The 13,751-nt window shown below is 68.5% G+C and carries 14 protein-coding genes; 9 read left to right on the top strand and 5 right to left on the bottom strand.

What is annotated here, in order from left to right; translation table 11 throughout:
* Positions 1-57: 57 nt before the first annotated feature.
* Positions 58-1,200 (bottom strand): phosphoserine transaminase, encoded by a 1,143-nt coding sequence (locus Q5H94_RS12165; protein ID WP_304561543.1) that lies wholly within the window; start codon positions 1,198-1,200, stop codon positions 58-60.
* A 155-nt stretch (positions 1,201-1,355) separates the two neighbouring features.
* Here Q5H94_RS12165 and Q5H94_RS12160 point away from each other — a divergent pair, with 155 nt between their 5' ends.
* From Q5H94_RS12160 to Q5H94_RS12150, 3 genes are read left to right on the top strand one after another with little or no spacing between them, the layout of a single operon-like run.
* A complete protein-coding gene (locus Q5H94_RS12160) occupies positions 1,356-2,006 on the top strand; it encodes a DUF4328 domain-containing protein (RefSeq protein WP_304561542.1) in 651 nt (216 codons plus the stop codon).
* A 23-nt stretch (positions 2,007-2,029) separates the two neighbouring features.
* Entirely contained in the window at positions 2,030-2,680 is a 651-nt protein-coding gene (locus tag Q5H94_RS12155; RefSeq protein ID WP_304561541.1) for an extensin family protein, read from the top strand.
* A 24-nt stretch (positions 2,681-2,704) separates the two neighbouring features.
* Complete coding sequence (locus Q5H94_RS12150; protein ID WP_304561540.1) at positions 2,705-3,562, top strand: LOG family protein; 858 nt, start codon at positions 2,705-2,707, stop codon at positions 3,560-3,562.
* A gap of 40 nt (positions 3,563-3,602) precedes the next feature.
* Here Q5H94_RS12150 and Q5H94_RS12145 read toward each other — a convergent pair whose 3' ends face one another.
* The gene (locus Q5H94_RS12145) at positions 3,603-4,271 is read right to left on the bottom strand and encodes a c-type cytochrome (RefSeq protein WP_304561539.1); all 669 of its coding nucleotides are present in this window, start codon (positions 4,269-4,271) and stop codon (positions 3,603-3,605) included.
* A gap of 120 nt (positions 4,272-4,391) precedes the next feature.
* On the opposite strand from Q5H94_RS12145, the gene Q5H94_RS12140 reads away from it, so the two are divergent.
* Both Q5H94_RS12140 and Q5H94_RS12135 read left to right on the top strand, forming a co-directional pair.
* Positions 4,392-5,282 (top strand): prephenate dehydratase, encoded by an 891-nt coding sequence (locus Q5H94_RS12140; RefSeq protein ID WP_304561538.1) that lies wholly within the window; start codon positions 4,392-4,394, stop codon positions 5,280-5,282.
* A gap of 12 nt (positions 5,283-5,294) precedes the next feature.
* Positions 5,295-6,335, top strand: coding sequence for an acyltransferase family protein (locus tag Q5H94_RS12135; RefSeq protein ID WP_304561537.1), 1,041 nt, complete (start codon positions 5,295-5,297; stop codon positions 6,333-6,335).
* On the opposite strand, the gene nudC is transcribed toward Q5H94_RS12135, so the two are convergent.
* Genes nudC through Q5H94_RS12120 form a run of 3 tightly spaced genes read right to left on the bottom strand, consistent with a single transcriptional unit; the run spans position 6,332 to position 9,497 of the window.
* On the bottom strand, positions 6,332-7,198 hold the full coding sequence (nudC, locus tag Q5H94_RS12130) for an NAD(+) diphosphatase (RefSeq protein ID WP_304561536.1): 867 nt from the start codon (positions 7,196-7,198) through the stop codon (positions 6,332-6,334). The genes Q5H94_RS12135 and nudC overlap by 4 nt on opposite strands.
* A complete protein-coding gene (locus tag Q5H94_RS12125; RefSeq protein WP_341850107.1) occupies positions 7,195-8,466 on the bottom strand; it encodes a serine hydrolase domain-containing protein in 1,272 nt (423 codons plus the stop codon). The genes nudC and Q5H94_RS12125 overlap by 4 nt, the downstream gene beginning before the upstream one ends.
* The gene (locus tag Q5H94_RS12120) at positions 8,463-9,497 is read right to left on the bottom strand and encodes an A/G-specific adenine glycosylase (RefSeq protein WP_304561535.1); all 1,035 of its coding nucleotides are present in this window, start codon (positions 9,495-9,497) and stop codon (positions 8,463-8,465) included. Before Q5H94_RS12120 ends, Q5H94_RS12125 begins: the two co-directional genes overlap by 4 nt.
* A 14-nt stretch (positions 9,498-9,511) precedes the next feature.
* Here Q5H94_RS12120 and Q5H94_RS12115 point away from each other — a divergent pair, with 14 nt between their 5' ends.
* The 4 genes from Q5H94_RS12115 to Q5H94_RS12100 all read left to right on the top strand — a co-directional run.
* Positions 9,512-10,054, top strand: a complete 543-nt coding sequence (locus tag Q5H94_RS12115; RefSeq protein ID WP_431312166.1) for a DUF721 domain-containing protein — start codon at positions 9,512-9,514, stop codon at positions 10,052-10,054.
* A complete protein-coding gene (locus Q5H94_RS12110; RefSeq protein ID WP_304561533.1) occupies positions 10,051-10,767 on the top strand; it encodes a thioredoxin domain-containing protein in 717 nt (238 codons plus the stop codon). Before Q5H94_RS12115 ends, Q5H94_RS12110 begins: the two co-directional genes overlap by 4 nt.
* Before the next feature lie 40 nt (positions 10,768-10,807).
* Positions 10,808-11,545, top strand: coding sequence for a thioredoxin domain-containing protein (locus Q5H94_RS12105; protein ID WP_304561532.1), 738 nt, complete (start codon positions 10,808-10,810; stop codon positions 11,543-11,545).
* Between the two features lie 34 nt (positions 11,546-11,579).
* On the top strand, positions 11,580-13,751 hold a 2,172-nt coding region (locus Q5H94_RS12100), incomplete at its 3' end, for an AAA family ATPase (protein ID WP_304561531.1).

The raw sequence follows: 13,751 nt of genomic DNA, 5'->3' as shown, positions 1-13,751 counted from the left end.
AGCGGAACGCTTCGATCGCGAGAGATCCCAGCTTTCGCTGGGATGACGTGTTGATTTTTAAGCGGAAACGGGCGCCTTGAGCGTCGCCCAGGCCCAGTCGAGCCACGGGCCGAGCGCTTCGATATCGGCGGTGTCGACGGTCGCGCCGCACCAGATGCGCAGGCCCGGAGGGGCGTCGCGGTAACCGGCGATGTCATAGGCCGCGCCGGCCTTTTCGAGCGCGCCGGCAAAAGCCTTGATGAAGGCTTCGTCCGCACCCTCGACCGTCACGCAGACGCTGGTCTTGGAGCGCGAGGCTTCGTCGGCCGCGAGGTGGCCGAGCCACGAGCGCTCGGCGACGATCGCGTCGAGGGCCGCGGCATTGGCGTCGCTGCGCGCGATCAGCCCTTCCGCGCCGCCGACCGACTTCGCCCATTCGAGCGCCGAAATGGTGTCCTCGACGGCGAGCATCGACGGGGTGTTGATCGTCTCGCCCTTGAACACGCCCTCGGCGAGCTTGCCCTTGGAGACGAGGCGGAACACCTTCGGCAGCGGCCAGGCGGGGGTGTAGCTTTCGAGCCGTTCGACGGCGCGGGGCCCCAGGATCAGCACGCCGTGGCCGCCTTCGCCGCCCAGCACCTTCTGCCAGGAGAAGGTGGCGACGTCGATCTTGTCCCACGGCATGTCGTAGGCGAACACGGCCGAGGTCGAGTCGGCGAAGGAGAGGCCCTCGCGGTCGTCGGGAATCCAGTCGCCGTTCGGCACGCGCACGCCCGAGGTGGTGCCGTTCCAGGTGAACAGCACGTCGGTCGACCAGTCGACGGTCGTGAGGTCGGGAAGCTGGCCGTAATCGGCTTTAATGACGGTCGGGTCGAGCTTGAGCTGCTTGGCGGCATCCGTCACCCAGCCCTCGCCGAAGCTCTCCCACGCCAGCGTGGTGACGCCGCGCGCGCCCAGCATCGTCCACATCGCCATCTCGAACGCGCCGGTGTCGGAGCCGGGGACGATGCCGATACGGTGGGTGTCGGGGAGCTTGAGCAGCTCGCGCATCAGGTCGATGCAATATTGCAGGCGGGTCTTGCCGATCTTCGAGCGGTGCGAGCGGCCGAGCGATTCGGTCGCGAGATTCGCGGCCGACCAGCCGGGAGGCTTGGCGCAGGGACCGGAGCTGAAGAAAGGACGCGCAGGCAGAGTCGCCGGAGGCGCAGGTAGATCAGTCATGTAGTCTCTCCTCACAGAGAGCACGCGCGGCGTTGGGACCGCGTGGCCCGTCGCCGCCTTTAACGGGCAATCGTGACCTGTCAATGAAGACCCGGTAGACGGGAGCGCGCCGAACCGATGCGATAGGCGGAGATGTGCGGTAGGAGAGGCGCCAAGTGGAAAGACTCGAAGGACGGAGACTTGCGGCGACAATCGCAGTTTTTGTGTGGTTGGCCGCAGATGCCCTGCTCGCGCTTTCGGGTATGCTACGAATCGCGGCCTTGCAGGGGGGCGTCGGGCATTTCTGGTCGCAGGAAAATCTCGAAAGGGTCGATCTTGCAACGACGGTCAGCGGAGTAGCCTATACTATAGCGTTTATCGCCTCGATCTTGTTCGTATCGCTCTGGATATACCGCGCGAATGCCAATGCGCACACGCTGTCGGATAAGATGACGATATCGCCGGGCTGGAATATCGGCTGGTTCTTCATTCCGATCGCTTGCTGGTTCAATCCCTTCAAGGGCCTGCGCGAGACCTGGCAGGCGAGCTTCACGCCGGACGATCCAGAAAACGTAGACGCGCCCGCTTTCATGCGCTGGTGGTGGGGGTTGTGGATCGTCACCAATCTGCTCGGCAATGCGAGCTTTCAAGTTTCGACGAAGATGAAAGGTATCGACGGGTTGATCCTCGGCGGCTGGCTCGACGTCGCATCGTTCGCAATCGATTTGCCGATGACCTTGCTGTTGGTGCGGCTGATGCAACAACTCACCGCACGCCAGGATGGCTTTAACGAAAGTGGCCGCGTCGCTGTCTATTCGCCCGCGTGAGTACATCGTTAGGACGGCTCACGATGCACCGCTTCCTGCCCGTCCTGATCCTCGCACTCACCTTGGCTGGGTGCGGCGGAGGTGCGCCGCCGCCGCGTCCGCGTGGGAGCAAGCCCGTCACGCTCAACATCCCGACGAGTCGTGAGACGCAGGCGTGCTTCACCGACCTCTCGCGTGACGCGATTCGCTACAGCCCGCTGCCGGACCGCGATTTCGGCGGGGGGTGCCAGGTGATCGGCGCGGTGCAACTGATCGACATCGGCGTGCCTGTCACCGGCATCAAGGCGATGCGCTGCGGCCTCGCGCGCGCCTTCACGGGCTGGGCGCGCAATGCCGTGGCGCCTGCCGCGCACCAGATCCTCGGCAGCGATCTCGTGCGGATCGACACGATGGGCACCTATGCCTGCCGCAACACCGTCGGCACCGCGACCGCGCGTCTGTCGGGGCACGGCATCGCCAATGCCGTCGACGTCAGCGCGTTCGTCCTGCAGAACGGCCGGCGGATCAGCGTGCAGGGTGATTACCGATCGGCCGATCCCGACGTGCAGGCGTTCTTCAAGGCGATCCACGGCTCCGCTTGCAAGCGCTTCGGCACGGTGCTGAGCCCCGACTACAACGCGGTCCATCACGATCACCTCCACCTCGAGGACGATCACAAGAGCTTTTGCCGCTAGCCGCTTTCGCCTAAAGGCTAGTGGATGAGTGATACACACGTCCCCTCGCGGGTTTTCCCGCGCGCCGCCCAGGATGCCGAAACCGCCAAGACCGGTATCAGCACCCCGCAGACCGAAACCCCGTCGTACAAGCTCGCCTTTCAGGACATGGACTTCCTGCTGCGCGAGGATCTGCGGCCGATCCGTTTCCAGCTCGAACTGCTCAAGCCGCAGCTGATCCTGGAAGAGGCCGGGATCGCCTCGACCTTCGTCTTCTACGGATCGGCACGCATCCCGGAGCCTTCCAAGGCGCGTGCGCTGCTCGACAAGGCGGAGACGCCGGAGGCGAAGGCGGTGGCCGAACGGCTCGTCGCCAAGTCGCATTATTACGATGTCGCGCGCGAGCTGGCCGCGATGGTGAGCAAATTCCCCGTCGACGAGGCGGGCAAACGCCACTTCGTCGTCTGCTCGGGCGGCGGCCCTTCGATCATGGAGGCGGCCAACCGCGGCGCCGCCGATACCGGCCACGAATCGATCGGGCTCAACATCGTCCTGCCGCACGAACAGGCGCCGAACCCCTACGTCACGCCGGCGCTGTCGATGCAATTCCACTATTTCGCGCTGCGCAAGATGCACTTCCTGCTCCACGCGCGCGCGCTGGCGGCGTTCCCGGGCGGGTTCGGCACGTTCGATGAATTGTTCGAGCTGCTGACGCTGATCCAGACCGGCAAGATCAAGCCGATCCCGGTGCTGCTCTACGGCAAGGAGTTCTGGAACCGCGTCGTCAATTTCGACGCGCTGGTCGAGGAGGGCGTGATCTCCGCCGCCGACCTCGGCCTCTTCAGGTTCGTCGAGACGGCGCAGGAAGGCTGGGACGTCGTGCGGGACTTCTACCGGGAATAGCCCGCCAATCCTCCCCCGCGAGGGGGAGGATTTTCAAGCCTTACTTGTTCGGTTCGGCCGCCTTGCCGCCGGGCTTGGCCGCGTCGGAGACGTTCTCGACGCTCGGCTTGGCTTCTGCGCCGGGGGCGGCGGGCGCGGACGCCGGCGGCACCTTGGCGTCGGTCGCGGCGGGCGCGCCGGCCTGCGGAGCCGGCAACGGCAGGTTCGAGCCTTCGGAGTTCAGGTACAGAATCACGTCGGCGCGGTCCTTGCCCGCCGACAGGCCGGCGAACGACATCTTGGTGCCGGGTGCGTATTTGCGCGGGGACGTGAGCCAGGCGTTCAGCGCCTCGAAGTCCCACTTGCCGCCCTTGGCCTTCAGCGCGTCGGAGAAGGCGAAGCCGCCCTTGCCTTCGGCTACACCCTCACCGACCGTCGCGTAGAGATTCGGGCCGATACCGTTCGCGCCACCCTGATTGACGGTGTGGCAGCTCGCGCACTTCTTGAAGATCTCGGCGCCCTTGGCGGCGTCCGCCTTGGCGAGCAGGTTGGCGATCGGCTCTTCGGGCGCGCCGCCACCGCCCGCGTCGGCGGCAACGCCTTCGACCGGATACCCCATTTTCTCGGGCTTTTCGGCCGTGAAGAGTACGTTGCCGACGATCGCCAGGCCCAGTGCGGCCGCGCATGCGCCCAGCGCCCAGCCAGCGATCGTGTTATTCCGATTATCCATTGTGCCCGTTTGCCCCAATACCGAACGTTGCGCGGAAGTCGGCCCTCCTTAGATTCGCTCACCGCGCACCGCAAGCCGTGCTTGTGCAGTTGCAGCACCCCCGTTAGGGCCTCGCCGATCATGGAAAACTTCGCAGCGCCCGCGCGGCCGATCGTCGCGCGCATGATCGAACAAGCCTCGCACGAGCCGCACCGCGCCGTCGCCTTCCAAGGCGCGCCGGGGGCAAATTCGCATATCGCTGCGCTCGAGGCGTTTCCGAACTGCCTGCCGCTGCCGTGTTTCGATTTCGCCGACGCGATCGAGGCGGTGCGCGACGGGCGCGCCGATTGCGCGATCATCCCGATCGAAAATTCGCTGCATGGCCGCGTCGCCGACATTCATTTTCTGCTTCCCGAATCGGGCTTGGCGATCACCGGGGAGCATTTCCTGCCGATCCGCTACGCGCTGATGGGCCTGGGAGAGATCGGCGTGGTGAAGGACGCGATGAGCCACCCACAGGCGCTCGGCCAGTGCCGCCACTGGCTGCGCGAGAACGGAATCGCGCCCGTCACCTATCCCGATACCGCCGGTGCCGCCGCGATGGTGGTTGAACTCGGCGATCCCGCCACCGCCGCACTGGCACCGCCGGGCGCGGCCGAGATCTACGGGCTGAAGACGCTCGCCAGCAATATCGCCGATGCCGATCACAACACGACGCGCTTCGTCGTGCTGGCGCGCGCGGGCCATGTCGTGTCGGGGACGGGCCCGTACATGACGACGCTGATCTTCGAGGTCCACAACGTCCCCGCCTCGCTCTACAAGGCGATGGGCGGCTTCGCGACCAACGGCATCAACATCACCAAGCTGGAAAGCTATCAGCGCGGCGGCACCTTCGCGATGACCGAATTCTACTGCGACATCGTCGGCCGCCCCGGCGAGGCCAATGTCGACCGCGCGCTGGAGGAACTTGGCTTCCATGCGAAATGGATGCGCGTACTGGGAGCCTACCCGCAAGCGCGCGCGCGCGGATAGCTGGGGGCGGGATTGGCCAGGGACAGGATCGAACTGATCGACGTGGCGCGGGGCCTCGCCGCGCTGGGGGTGTCCTGGAGCCACATCGTGATGAAGAACCCGCGCGTCGTGGTTGACGACGGTGCGCAACTCGGGCTCCACTACAGCGCTGTCCATGCCGATCTCGGCGTCTTCGCTTTCTATATCGTCTCGGGCTTCGTCATCCCGCTGGCGCTGCTGCGCGGGCAATACCGCATCGGAATGTTCTGGCGCTTCATGGCGAAGCGCCTGACGCGCCTGCAGCCGCCTTACTATCTCAGCATCGCGCTGGTGATCGCCGTCGCCTATCTCGCGACGCGGGCACCGGGGTACAGCGGCATAGCGTTCGCCGTGGATCCCGCGCAGATCGCATTGCACATCGCCTATCTGCCGACGGTGTTCGGGTACGAATGGATCAACCCGGTCTATTGGTCGCTGCTCGTCGAGGTGGAATATTATATCGCCGTCGGCCTCGCGATGCCGCTGCTCATGCGGTTGCGCGGCAAGGCGTTGGCGGCGCTGCTGATGGGGCTATGCCTCATCCCGCTGGTGTTGAACGATTTCCATCATCTGCCGTTTCACCTGCCCTATTTCGTCGTCGGCCTGGCGCTGTGCCTGAGGCTCGACGCCCGATTGAGCGCGATCGAAGCCGGCGCGGTGATCCTGTTCGCGGTCGTGGCGCTCGCGTTCCAGCAGTCGCCCGCCTGCGCGATCGTCGCCGTGGCGACGCTGCCGTTCTTCATCGGCGGCAGGCGCGCGCCGGCGCTGCTGCGCGGGCTCGGCGCTATTTCATACTCGCTGTATCTCGTCCATTATCCGGTGGGTTGGCGCGCAGTACGGCTGCTGGAGCGGTTCGCTCACAACGACGTCGAGCGCATCGCCGCCTATCTCGGAGCGCTGGCGATCAGCATCGCTGTGGCGATCGTATTCTATTACGTGATCGAGAAGCCATCGTTGCGCTGGGCCGCGCGGATCAAGCTGACCGGAATACGGCGCCCGACGGTCGATGTCCCGGCGGCGATCCCGGCGCCCTAGTCGGCCGCCCACTCGGTAAGCAGCGTGTTGGCGATCGCGTAGGGCGGGGGCGGCAGGAACGGGCCGGGCTCGTTGGCCAGCACTTTGCGCACGTCGTCGCGCGACACCCAGATCGCGTCCTCGAGTTCGTTGGTGTCGAGCGTGATCGCATCGTCCTCGGCCTGCCCCACGCAGGCGATCATCAGCGAGGAGGGGAAGGGCCAGGGTTGGCTGGCCACGTAGCGGACATTGGTCACGCGCACGCCGGCTTCCTCCATGATCTCGCGCGCGACCGCTTCCTCGATCGATTCGCCGGGTTCGAGGAAGCCCGCCAGCGCCGAATAACGGCCCGGCGGGAAGGCGGGCTGGCGGCCGAGCAGCGCGCGCCCGTCATGCTCCGCGATCATGATGACGACGGGGTCGACGCGCGGGAAATGTTCGGCGTGGCAATTGGGGCAGGTGCGCCCCCAACCTGCGCGGAACAGCGCGGTCTGCGTCCCGCAATTGGCGCAGAATTGGTGGCGCGCATGCCAGTCGAGCACGCTGCGTGCGGCGGCATAGGTCGCCGCCTCGCCGGGGGCGAGATGATCGAGCATCGCGAACAGCCGCTGCGGGCGGCCGCGCGGCGGGCCCATGCCGGGCGTGTAGGCGGCAAAGTGCGGGCGGCCGTTTTCAAGCCCGAGCAGGACGAGCTCGGCGTCGTCGGCCCGCTCGGCGATGCTCGTCCACGCCAGCCGCCCCTCGGCGTCGATCTCGGGATCGTAGCCGTCGAGCTTGAGCAGCTTCGCACGGAAATCGCTGGCGGCGGCGGCGAACGCTTCGGCGTCGTGGCGCAGCGCATCGGAGCGGTCGAGCAGACCACCGGTAAAGCCGGGTGCGATCATGGAAATGCCTTCAGTTCGGGGTTGAGCGCGGCCGCGACGTCTCTCTGCAACGGCCATTTGCCGGGCGGGAGGTAATTTACCATCACGACGACGCGGCGGTGACGGACCGGATCGACCGAGAAGAAAGTGCCGCCGATCCCGGCCCAGCCGTAGGTGCCCTTGCGCGCGCCGTTCGGCCGGTCGGTAGTGACGACGAGGCCACCCGCGCCGTAGCCGCCGCCAGCGGGAAGGGGATTGCCGGTTCCGTCGGGCGCGGCGAAGGCGACGCCGGGCGGCAGCAGATTCGACATCATCAGCCGCGCGGTCTCGGGCTTCAGGATCCGCACCCCGTCGAGCGTGCCTTCATCCTGCAGCATGTGCGCGAAGCGATCGTAATCGCGCGCCGAACTCACCAGACCGGAGCCGCCGTAGGGGAAGCTCGGCCTGATCAGGAACACCGAATGATCGGCACGGTCGAGCGGCACCGAAATGTCGCCGAAATAGCCGTAGGTGGTCGCGAAACGCCCGATCTCGCTCCGGGGTACGGTGAAGAACGTCGATGTCATGCCGAGCGGCGCGAAGATGCGCGTCTGCACGAAGCGATCGAACGGCATGCCGCCCGCCACCTCGACCACGCGCGCCATCACGTCGAGGCCGATCGAATAGCTCCATCTCGTGCCGGGCTCGGCGACCAGCGGCAGCTTGGCGGCGCGGTTGGCGAAGGCCTCGAGCGAGGCCGGGCGGGTGGTGCGCAGCCTCGGCTCGGTGCGTTCGTCGAGCGCGAAAGGGACGAGGCCCTGCTTCGTATAGGCCTCGCCGAGCGGGCCCTTGGTAACGATGCTGTAGCCGAGGCCGGCGGTGTGGGTGAGCAGGTGGCGGATGGTGATCTGCGCCTTCGCCGGGTGCGATTCGAGCGTCTGCGGATTGTCCTGCACGCGCATCGTCGCGAACGCCGGGATGAAATCGGCGACGGGCTGGTCGAGGCGCAGCTTGCCCTCCTCGATCAGGATCATCGCGGCGACGGCGGTGACGGGCTTGGTCATCGAGTAGATGCGCCACAGGCTGTCGGGCCCGGCCGGAGCGGCGGCAGTCTCCTCGGCGATGCGGCCGGCGGCCAGGAACACGGTGGGCTGGTCGCCGACGCCGATCGCGGCGACCGCGCCGGGAACCCTGCCGCTGCGCACGTACCCGTCGAGCACGGCCCTGGTGGCGGGGAAGGGCGGCAGCGGGGTCGCAGCGCCAGCAGGGAGTGCGACCGCGAGCGCGCCGATCACGAACCGCCGGATCATCGTGCCCTCCTGCATGCGGCCGCCGCCTTGGCGAAGACGGTGGGCAGGCCCGCCGAATCGAGATCGGCGATCGGCCACCATTCGCCCGCATTCGAATGCCTTTGCGCGGTTCCGACGGCAAGCGCGAGTTCGAGGCGGAAGTGCGTGAAGACGTGGACGACGGTTCCGTCCAGCATCCGCCACTCCGCCGCCTCGGGCGCATTGGCGAGGCCGGGCGGCTCGGCGGCCCACGGCCCGGTCGGCAGCGCGCGCATTCCGCCGAGCAGCCCCTTGGGCGGGCGGCGGACGAGCAGCACGGCCCCGCGATCCTCCAGCCAGAAGATCGTGCCGTAGCGCTGCGGCTTGGCCGCCTTGGCGAGCTTGGTCGGATAGGTCTCGGGCGCGCCGGAGGCATAGCCGACGCACGCCGCCGACAGCGGACAGGCGAGGCAGGCGGGCGCGCGCGGCGTGCAGACCGCCGAGCCCAGGTCCATCATCGCCTGCGCGAAGTCGCCGGGGCGATCGGCGGGGGTGATCTCCGCCACCACCTCCCGGATCGCGGCCATCCCGGCGGGAAGCGGCGTCTCGATCGCGAACAGTCGCGCGGCGACGCGCGCGACGTTGGCGTCGACCACCGTCGCCTGCTCCCCGAAGGCGATCGCCGCGACGGCGGCGGCGGTATAGGCGCCGACGCCTGGTAGCGCGCGCAGTCCCTCCTCGGTCTCGGGAAAGGCGCCCGCGGCCGTCACGACGCGCGCGCAGGCGATCAGGTTGCGCGCGCGGGCATAGTAGCCGAGCCCCGCCCAGGCGGCCATCAGATCGGCATCCTGCGCCGCCGCGAGCGCCTCGACGCTCGGCCAGCGCGCGAGGAACGCCTCGAATTTCGGCTTTACCGCCGCGACGGTGGTCTGCTGGAGCATGATCTCGGAGAGCCAGACGCGGTACGGATCGGCGCGCGGCTCCCCCGGCGGGCTGCGCCACGGCAGCGTGCGATGGTGCCGATCATACCACTTCAGAAGCGGCTCGGTAATGGATCGGAGCTTGGCGGGCACGGCATCGCTATGGCATGGACCGCGGGATGAGCAAACGTCGCCCTCCTCAGGAACCGGCGCCCGCGCCGCGTCGCGGCGGCGGGGCGCGGCCGGTGTCGGAACTGGTGCCCGATGTCGGGCGCGCGGCGTTCCGGCGCTTCGGCTTCGTGCAGAGCTCGGTGGTCAGCCGCTGGGGCGAGATCGTCGGCGAGCGGTATGCGGGCGTGTCCGCCCCCGAATCGATCAAGTTCCCGCACGGCGAGCGTGCCAACGGCACGCTCAGCCTCGTCGTGCGCGGCGCGCATGCGACGATGATGCAGCATATCGCGCCCGAGATCGTCGAGCGCGTCAACCGCTTCTTCGGTTATGCCGCCGTCGCCAAGGTCGTGATCCGGCAGGGCGACGTGCCCGCGCCGCGCGCGAAGCCCGCGCCGCCCTCGCTGAAGGCGGTGCCGGTCGAACTCGGCGCCAGCCTGCGTACGATCGCCGACCCCGAACTGAAGGCGGTGCTGGAGGCGCTGGCGATCGGCGTGGCGGGCACGCGCGGCGTGCCAATTATCGGAAAGACGGACGAATGAGAGTGCGTACGGTTCTGGCGATGCTCGCGCTCGGATTGCTGGCGGCATCGGCGCAGGCGGCTCCTCCGAAAAAGGCGCCCGCGCGGAAAGTTGCGACCGACTGGACCAGGACCGTCGTCGCCACGCCCGAGGGCGGCTACCGGATGGGCAATCCCGCCGCGCCGCTCAAGCTGGTCGAATACGGATCGCGCACCTGCCCGCATTGCGCGTTGTTCGATCGCGAAGGCCTGCCCGCGCTCAAGGCGAAGTATATCGCCAAGGGCCAGGTGAGCTACGAATTCCGCGACTTCCCCATTCACAACGCCCTCGATCTCGGGCCGATCCTGCTCGGCCGCTGCGTGCCGGCGCGCTTCTTCTTCCCGATCCTCGGTGAAATGATGGCGAAGCAGCAGAGCCTGCTCGAACGGCCCGCCATCCCGGAGGACGAGGCCAAGAAGCTCGACGGCGCCACGCCGAACCAGATCGCGGCCTATCTCGCGCGCTATTACGGCTATGTGGATCTGATGAAGGCGCGCGGCCTGCCCGAGGCGAAGGCGCTCGCCTGCCTGTCCGACAAGGTGGCGCTCACCGCGGCGGCGAAGCGCGCGGGCGATGCCGCGCAGCAATTCGAGGTGCGCAGCACGCCGACCTTCATCCTCAACGGCAAGAAGGTCGCCGACACGGCATCGTGGGAGCCGCTGGAGGCGGCGCTGAAGGCGGCGGGGGCGAAGTGACAAGCCAGGCAACAGGGCAAATCCAAGGAGTTCGCGTGTAATGAAGGTTCGTTTCGCGGTCGCGATCGTCGCGGCGCTGGTGCTGGGTGCGTGCAAGCCTTCGGGTAACGGGAGCGGCGGTGCGACTTCCGCGCCGGTTGCCGCCGTCAAAGCGCCCGCCGGTCAGGACTGGACCGAGACGGTGGCGACCACGCCCGAGGGTGGCTACCGCATGGGCAACCCGAATGCGCCCATCAAGCTCATCGAATACGGGTCGCGCACCTGCCCGGTCTGCGGCCTGTTCGGCCGCGAAGGGTTCGAGCCGCTGAAGAACAAATACGTCTCGACCGGCAAGGTCAGCTTCGAATTCCGCGAATATCTCGTCCACGGCCAGCCCGATTTCCCGGCGGCCCTGCTCGGCCGTTGCGGCGGCACGGGTCCGTTCTTCGCGATCCTGGAACAGATGTATCAGGAGCAGCAGCCGGTGGAGGAGAAGATGACCAATGCCGAAGGGCAGGCGCTGTTCCAGAAGCTGCAGGGCGCGAAGGGCACCGACGTCGCCAAGGCGTGGGCCGATCATCTCGGCTATGTCGATTTCGTGAAGCAGCGCGGCATCCCGGAGGCGAAGGCGCGCGCGTGCCTGAACGACCAGAAGGATCTCGACGCGATCTTCAAGATCATGGCGGAGGGCGACAAGAAGGGCGTCACCGGCACGCCTAGCTTCTTCATCAACGACGAAAAGAACAGCGCCGTTAGCTGGGAGCAGCTTGAGCCGGCGCTGAAGGCCGCCGGAGCGTGATCCGCTAGTCGCGTAAGCCGGGGGGCGGGGAAAAATGCAGATCAAGCGGCTGCGATTGTCGGGCTTCAAGAGCTTCGTCGATCCGGCCGATCTGCGCATCGAACCCGGCCTGACCGGCATCGTCGGACCCAACGGCTGCGGCAAGTCCAACCTGCTCGAGGCGCTCAGGTGGACGATGGGCGAAACTTCCGCGCGCTCGATGCGCGGCGCGGGGATGGACGATGTCATCTTCGCGGGCACCTCGACCCGCCCCGCGCGCGATTTCGCCGAAGTGTCGATGCTCGCGGAGATCGCGGGGACCGAAACCGAGGTGGTGCGCCGGATCGAGCGCGGCGCGGGCTCCGCCTACCGGATCGACGGACGCGACGTGCGCGCGAAGGACGTGTCGCTGCTGTTCGCCGATGCCGCGACCGGCGCGCACTCGCCCGCTTTGGTCAGCCAGGGGCGGATCGGCGCGGTGATCGCCGCCAAGCCGCAGGAACGCCGCGCGATGCTGGAAGAGGCGGCGGGGATCGCGGGGCTCCACGTCCGCCGCAAGGACGCCGAGCAGAAGCTGCGCGCGACCGAGACCAACCTCGCCAAGCTCGACGAGTTGATTTCCGATCAGGAGGCGCGCGCGGCGGCGCTGCGGCGGCAGGCGCGGCAGGCGGAGCGCTATCGCCTGCTCTCCGACCAGATCCGCATGGCAGAGGCGCGGATGATCTTCGCGCGCTGGCGCGATGCGCAGGCGGCGGCCGATGCGGCCAAGGCCGAGGCGGCGGCGTGCGAGGAGCGCGTGCAGGCTGCGGCGGAGGCGCAGCGTGCGGCCGCCGCCTATTCGACGCAGGCGACCGAAGCCGTCGCGGAGGCGCGCGCATCGGCGCAAGCCGCACGGGAACGTGCGAGCGAGACGGGCCATGCGCTCGCCGGCCTGCGCGGCGACCATGCCCAGGCGGTGCGGCGGATCGCCGAGCTGGCCGAGGCGCAGGCGCGGCTCGGCGACGATCGCTCGCGCGAGGGGGCGCTCGCCAATGACGCCGCCGGGGCGATCGCGCGGCTGGGCGAGGACAGCAAGACAATCGAGGCGCGGCTGGCGGATCTGACCGCGCGGCAACCCGAACTGGAGGCGATGCTCGCCGAGGCCGAACGCGCGGGCCGCGATGCCGAGGTCGCGCTGGCGCAGGCGCTGGCGGCGCAGGCGAGCGAGATCGCCGATACCCGCGTCGCCGATGCCGCGCTGACGGCAGCGCACGCACGGCTCGACCGCGCGGCGCGCGATCTCGCGCGGGTAACGGCGGAGACCAACGCGCTAACCGACACCGCTCCGTTGGTGGTGGAGCGCGCTCGGGCGGCAGATGCGCGCGCGCAGGCGCTGCGTCACGGCGAAGCGGCGCGCGCGGCGCTGTCCGAGGCAGATGCCGCCGAGCGCGGTGCCATTGGAGGGCGCGACCGGGCGCAGTCGCAACGTGCCGCCGCCCATGCCGATCTCGCAGCGCTCGACAGTGAGGCAGCGGCGCTGACCAAGGCAACACGGCGCGGCGACGGGGCTGACCGGCTGCTCGATCAGGTGCGACCCGCGCCCGGCTATGAGCGCGCGTTGGCGGCGGCTTTGGGCGACGATCTCGAAGCGGGGCTCGATCCGGCGGGCGAGCGCTTCTGGGCAGGCGCGGCGGCGCTGGCGAGCGATCCCGGCGCGCCCACCGATGCGGTTCCACTCGGCGCGCATGTCTCGGCCCCGCAGGCGCTGGCGCGGCGGCTCGCGCAGATATTCGTGGCGGAGAGCGACGCGGGTCAGCCGCTCGCGGTCGGGCAGCGGCTGGTGACGATGGCGGGCGTACTGCGGCGCTGGGATGGTTATGTCGCCAAGAGCGGGGGCGCGGCTGCGGCTGAGCGGCTGGTGCGCGTCAACCGGCTGCGCGCGCTGGAGGCGCAGCGACCCGATCTGGTGCGCGCGGTCGAGGGCGCGGACGGCGAGCTCGCACGGATCGACGCGGCGATTGCCGATGCACGCAAGGCCGCAAGCGAGGCGCGGCGGTTGTTCGAATCGGCCGAAGCCAGCGCGCGCGAGGCTGCGCGCGCCGAGGACCGCGCGGCTGTCGCGATCGAGCGCGGCGAGGCGCAGCGCGCCGATCTCGAAGCGCGGCGGGTGCGCGTCCAGACCGATCACGCCGAGGCCGAGGCCGAAAGCGCCCGCGCCGCCGAGGCGCGCGCGGCCCTGCCCGACGGC

It is taken from the genome of Sphingomonas immobilis, assembly GCF_030580995.1.
GTDB lineage: Bacteria > Pseudomonadota > Alphaproteobacteria > Sphingomonadales > Sphingomonadaceae > Sphingomonas > Sphingomonas immobilis.
This window is presented reverse-complemented; position numbering and strand designations above follow the sequence as displayed.

Coding starts and splice junctions, on each gene's coding strand:
- Q5H94_RS12165 (WP_304561543.1), bottom strand. CDS start 1,200: ATGACTGATCTACCTGCGCCTCCGGCGACTCTGCCTGCGCGTCCTTTC.
- Q5H94_RS12155 (WP_304561541.1), top strand. CDS start 2,030: ATGCACCGCTTCCTGCCCGTCCTGATCCTCGCACTCACCTTGGCTGGG.
- Q5H94_RS12150 (WP_304561540.1), top strand. CDS start 2,705: ATGAGTGATACACACGTCCCCTCGCGGGTTTTCCCGCGCGCCGCCCAG.
- Q5H94_RS12145 (WP_304561539.1), bottom strand. CDS start 4,271: ATGGATAATCGGAATAACACGATCGCTGGCTGGGCGCTGGGCGCATGC.
- Q5H94_RS12140 (WP_304561538.1), top strand. CDS start 4,392: ATGGAAAACTTCGCAGCGCCCGCGCGGCCGATCGTCGCGCGCATGATC.
- nudC (WP_304561536.1), bottom strand. CDS start 7,198: ATGATCGCACCCGGCTTTACCGGTGGTCTGCTCGACCGCTCCGATGCG.
- Q5H94_RS12125 (WP_341850107.1), bottom strand. CDS start 8,466: ATGATCCGGCGGTTCGTGATCGGCGCGCTCGCGGTCGCACTCCCTGCT.
- Q5H94_RS12115 (WP_431312166.1), top strand. CDS start 9,512: ATGGACCGCGGGATGAGCAAACGTCGCCCTCCTCAGGAACCGGCGCCC.
- Q5H94_RS12110 (WP_304561533.1), top strand. CDS start 10,051: ATGAGAGTGCGTACGGTTCTGGCGATGCTCGCGCTCGGATTGCTGGCG.
- Q5H94_RS12105 (WP_304561532.1), top strand. CDS start 10,808: ATGAAGGTTCGTTTCGCGGTCGCGATCGTCGCGGCGCTGGTGCTGGGT.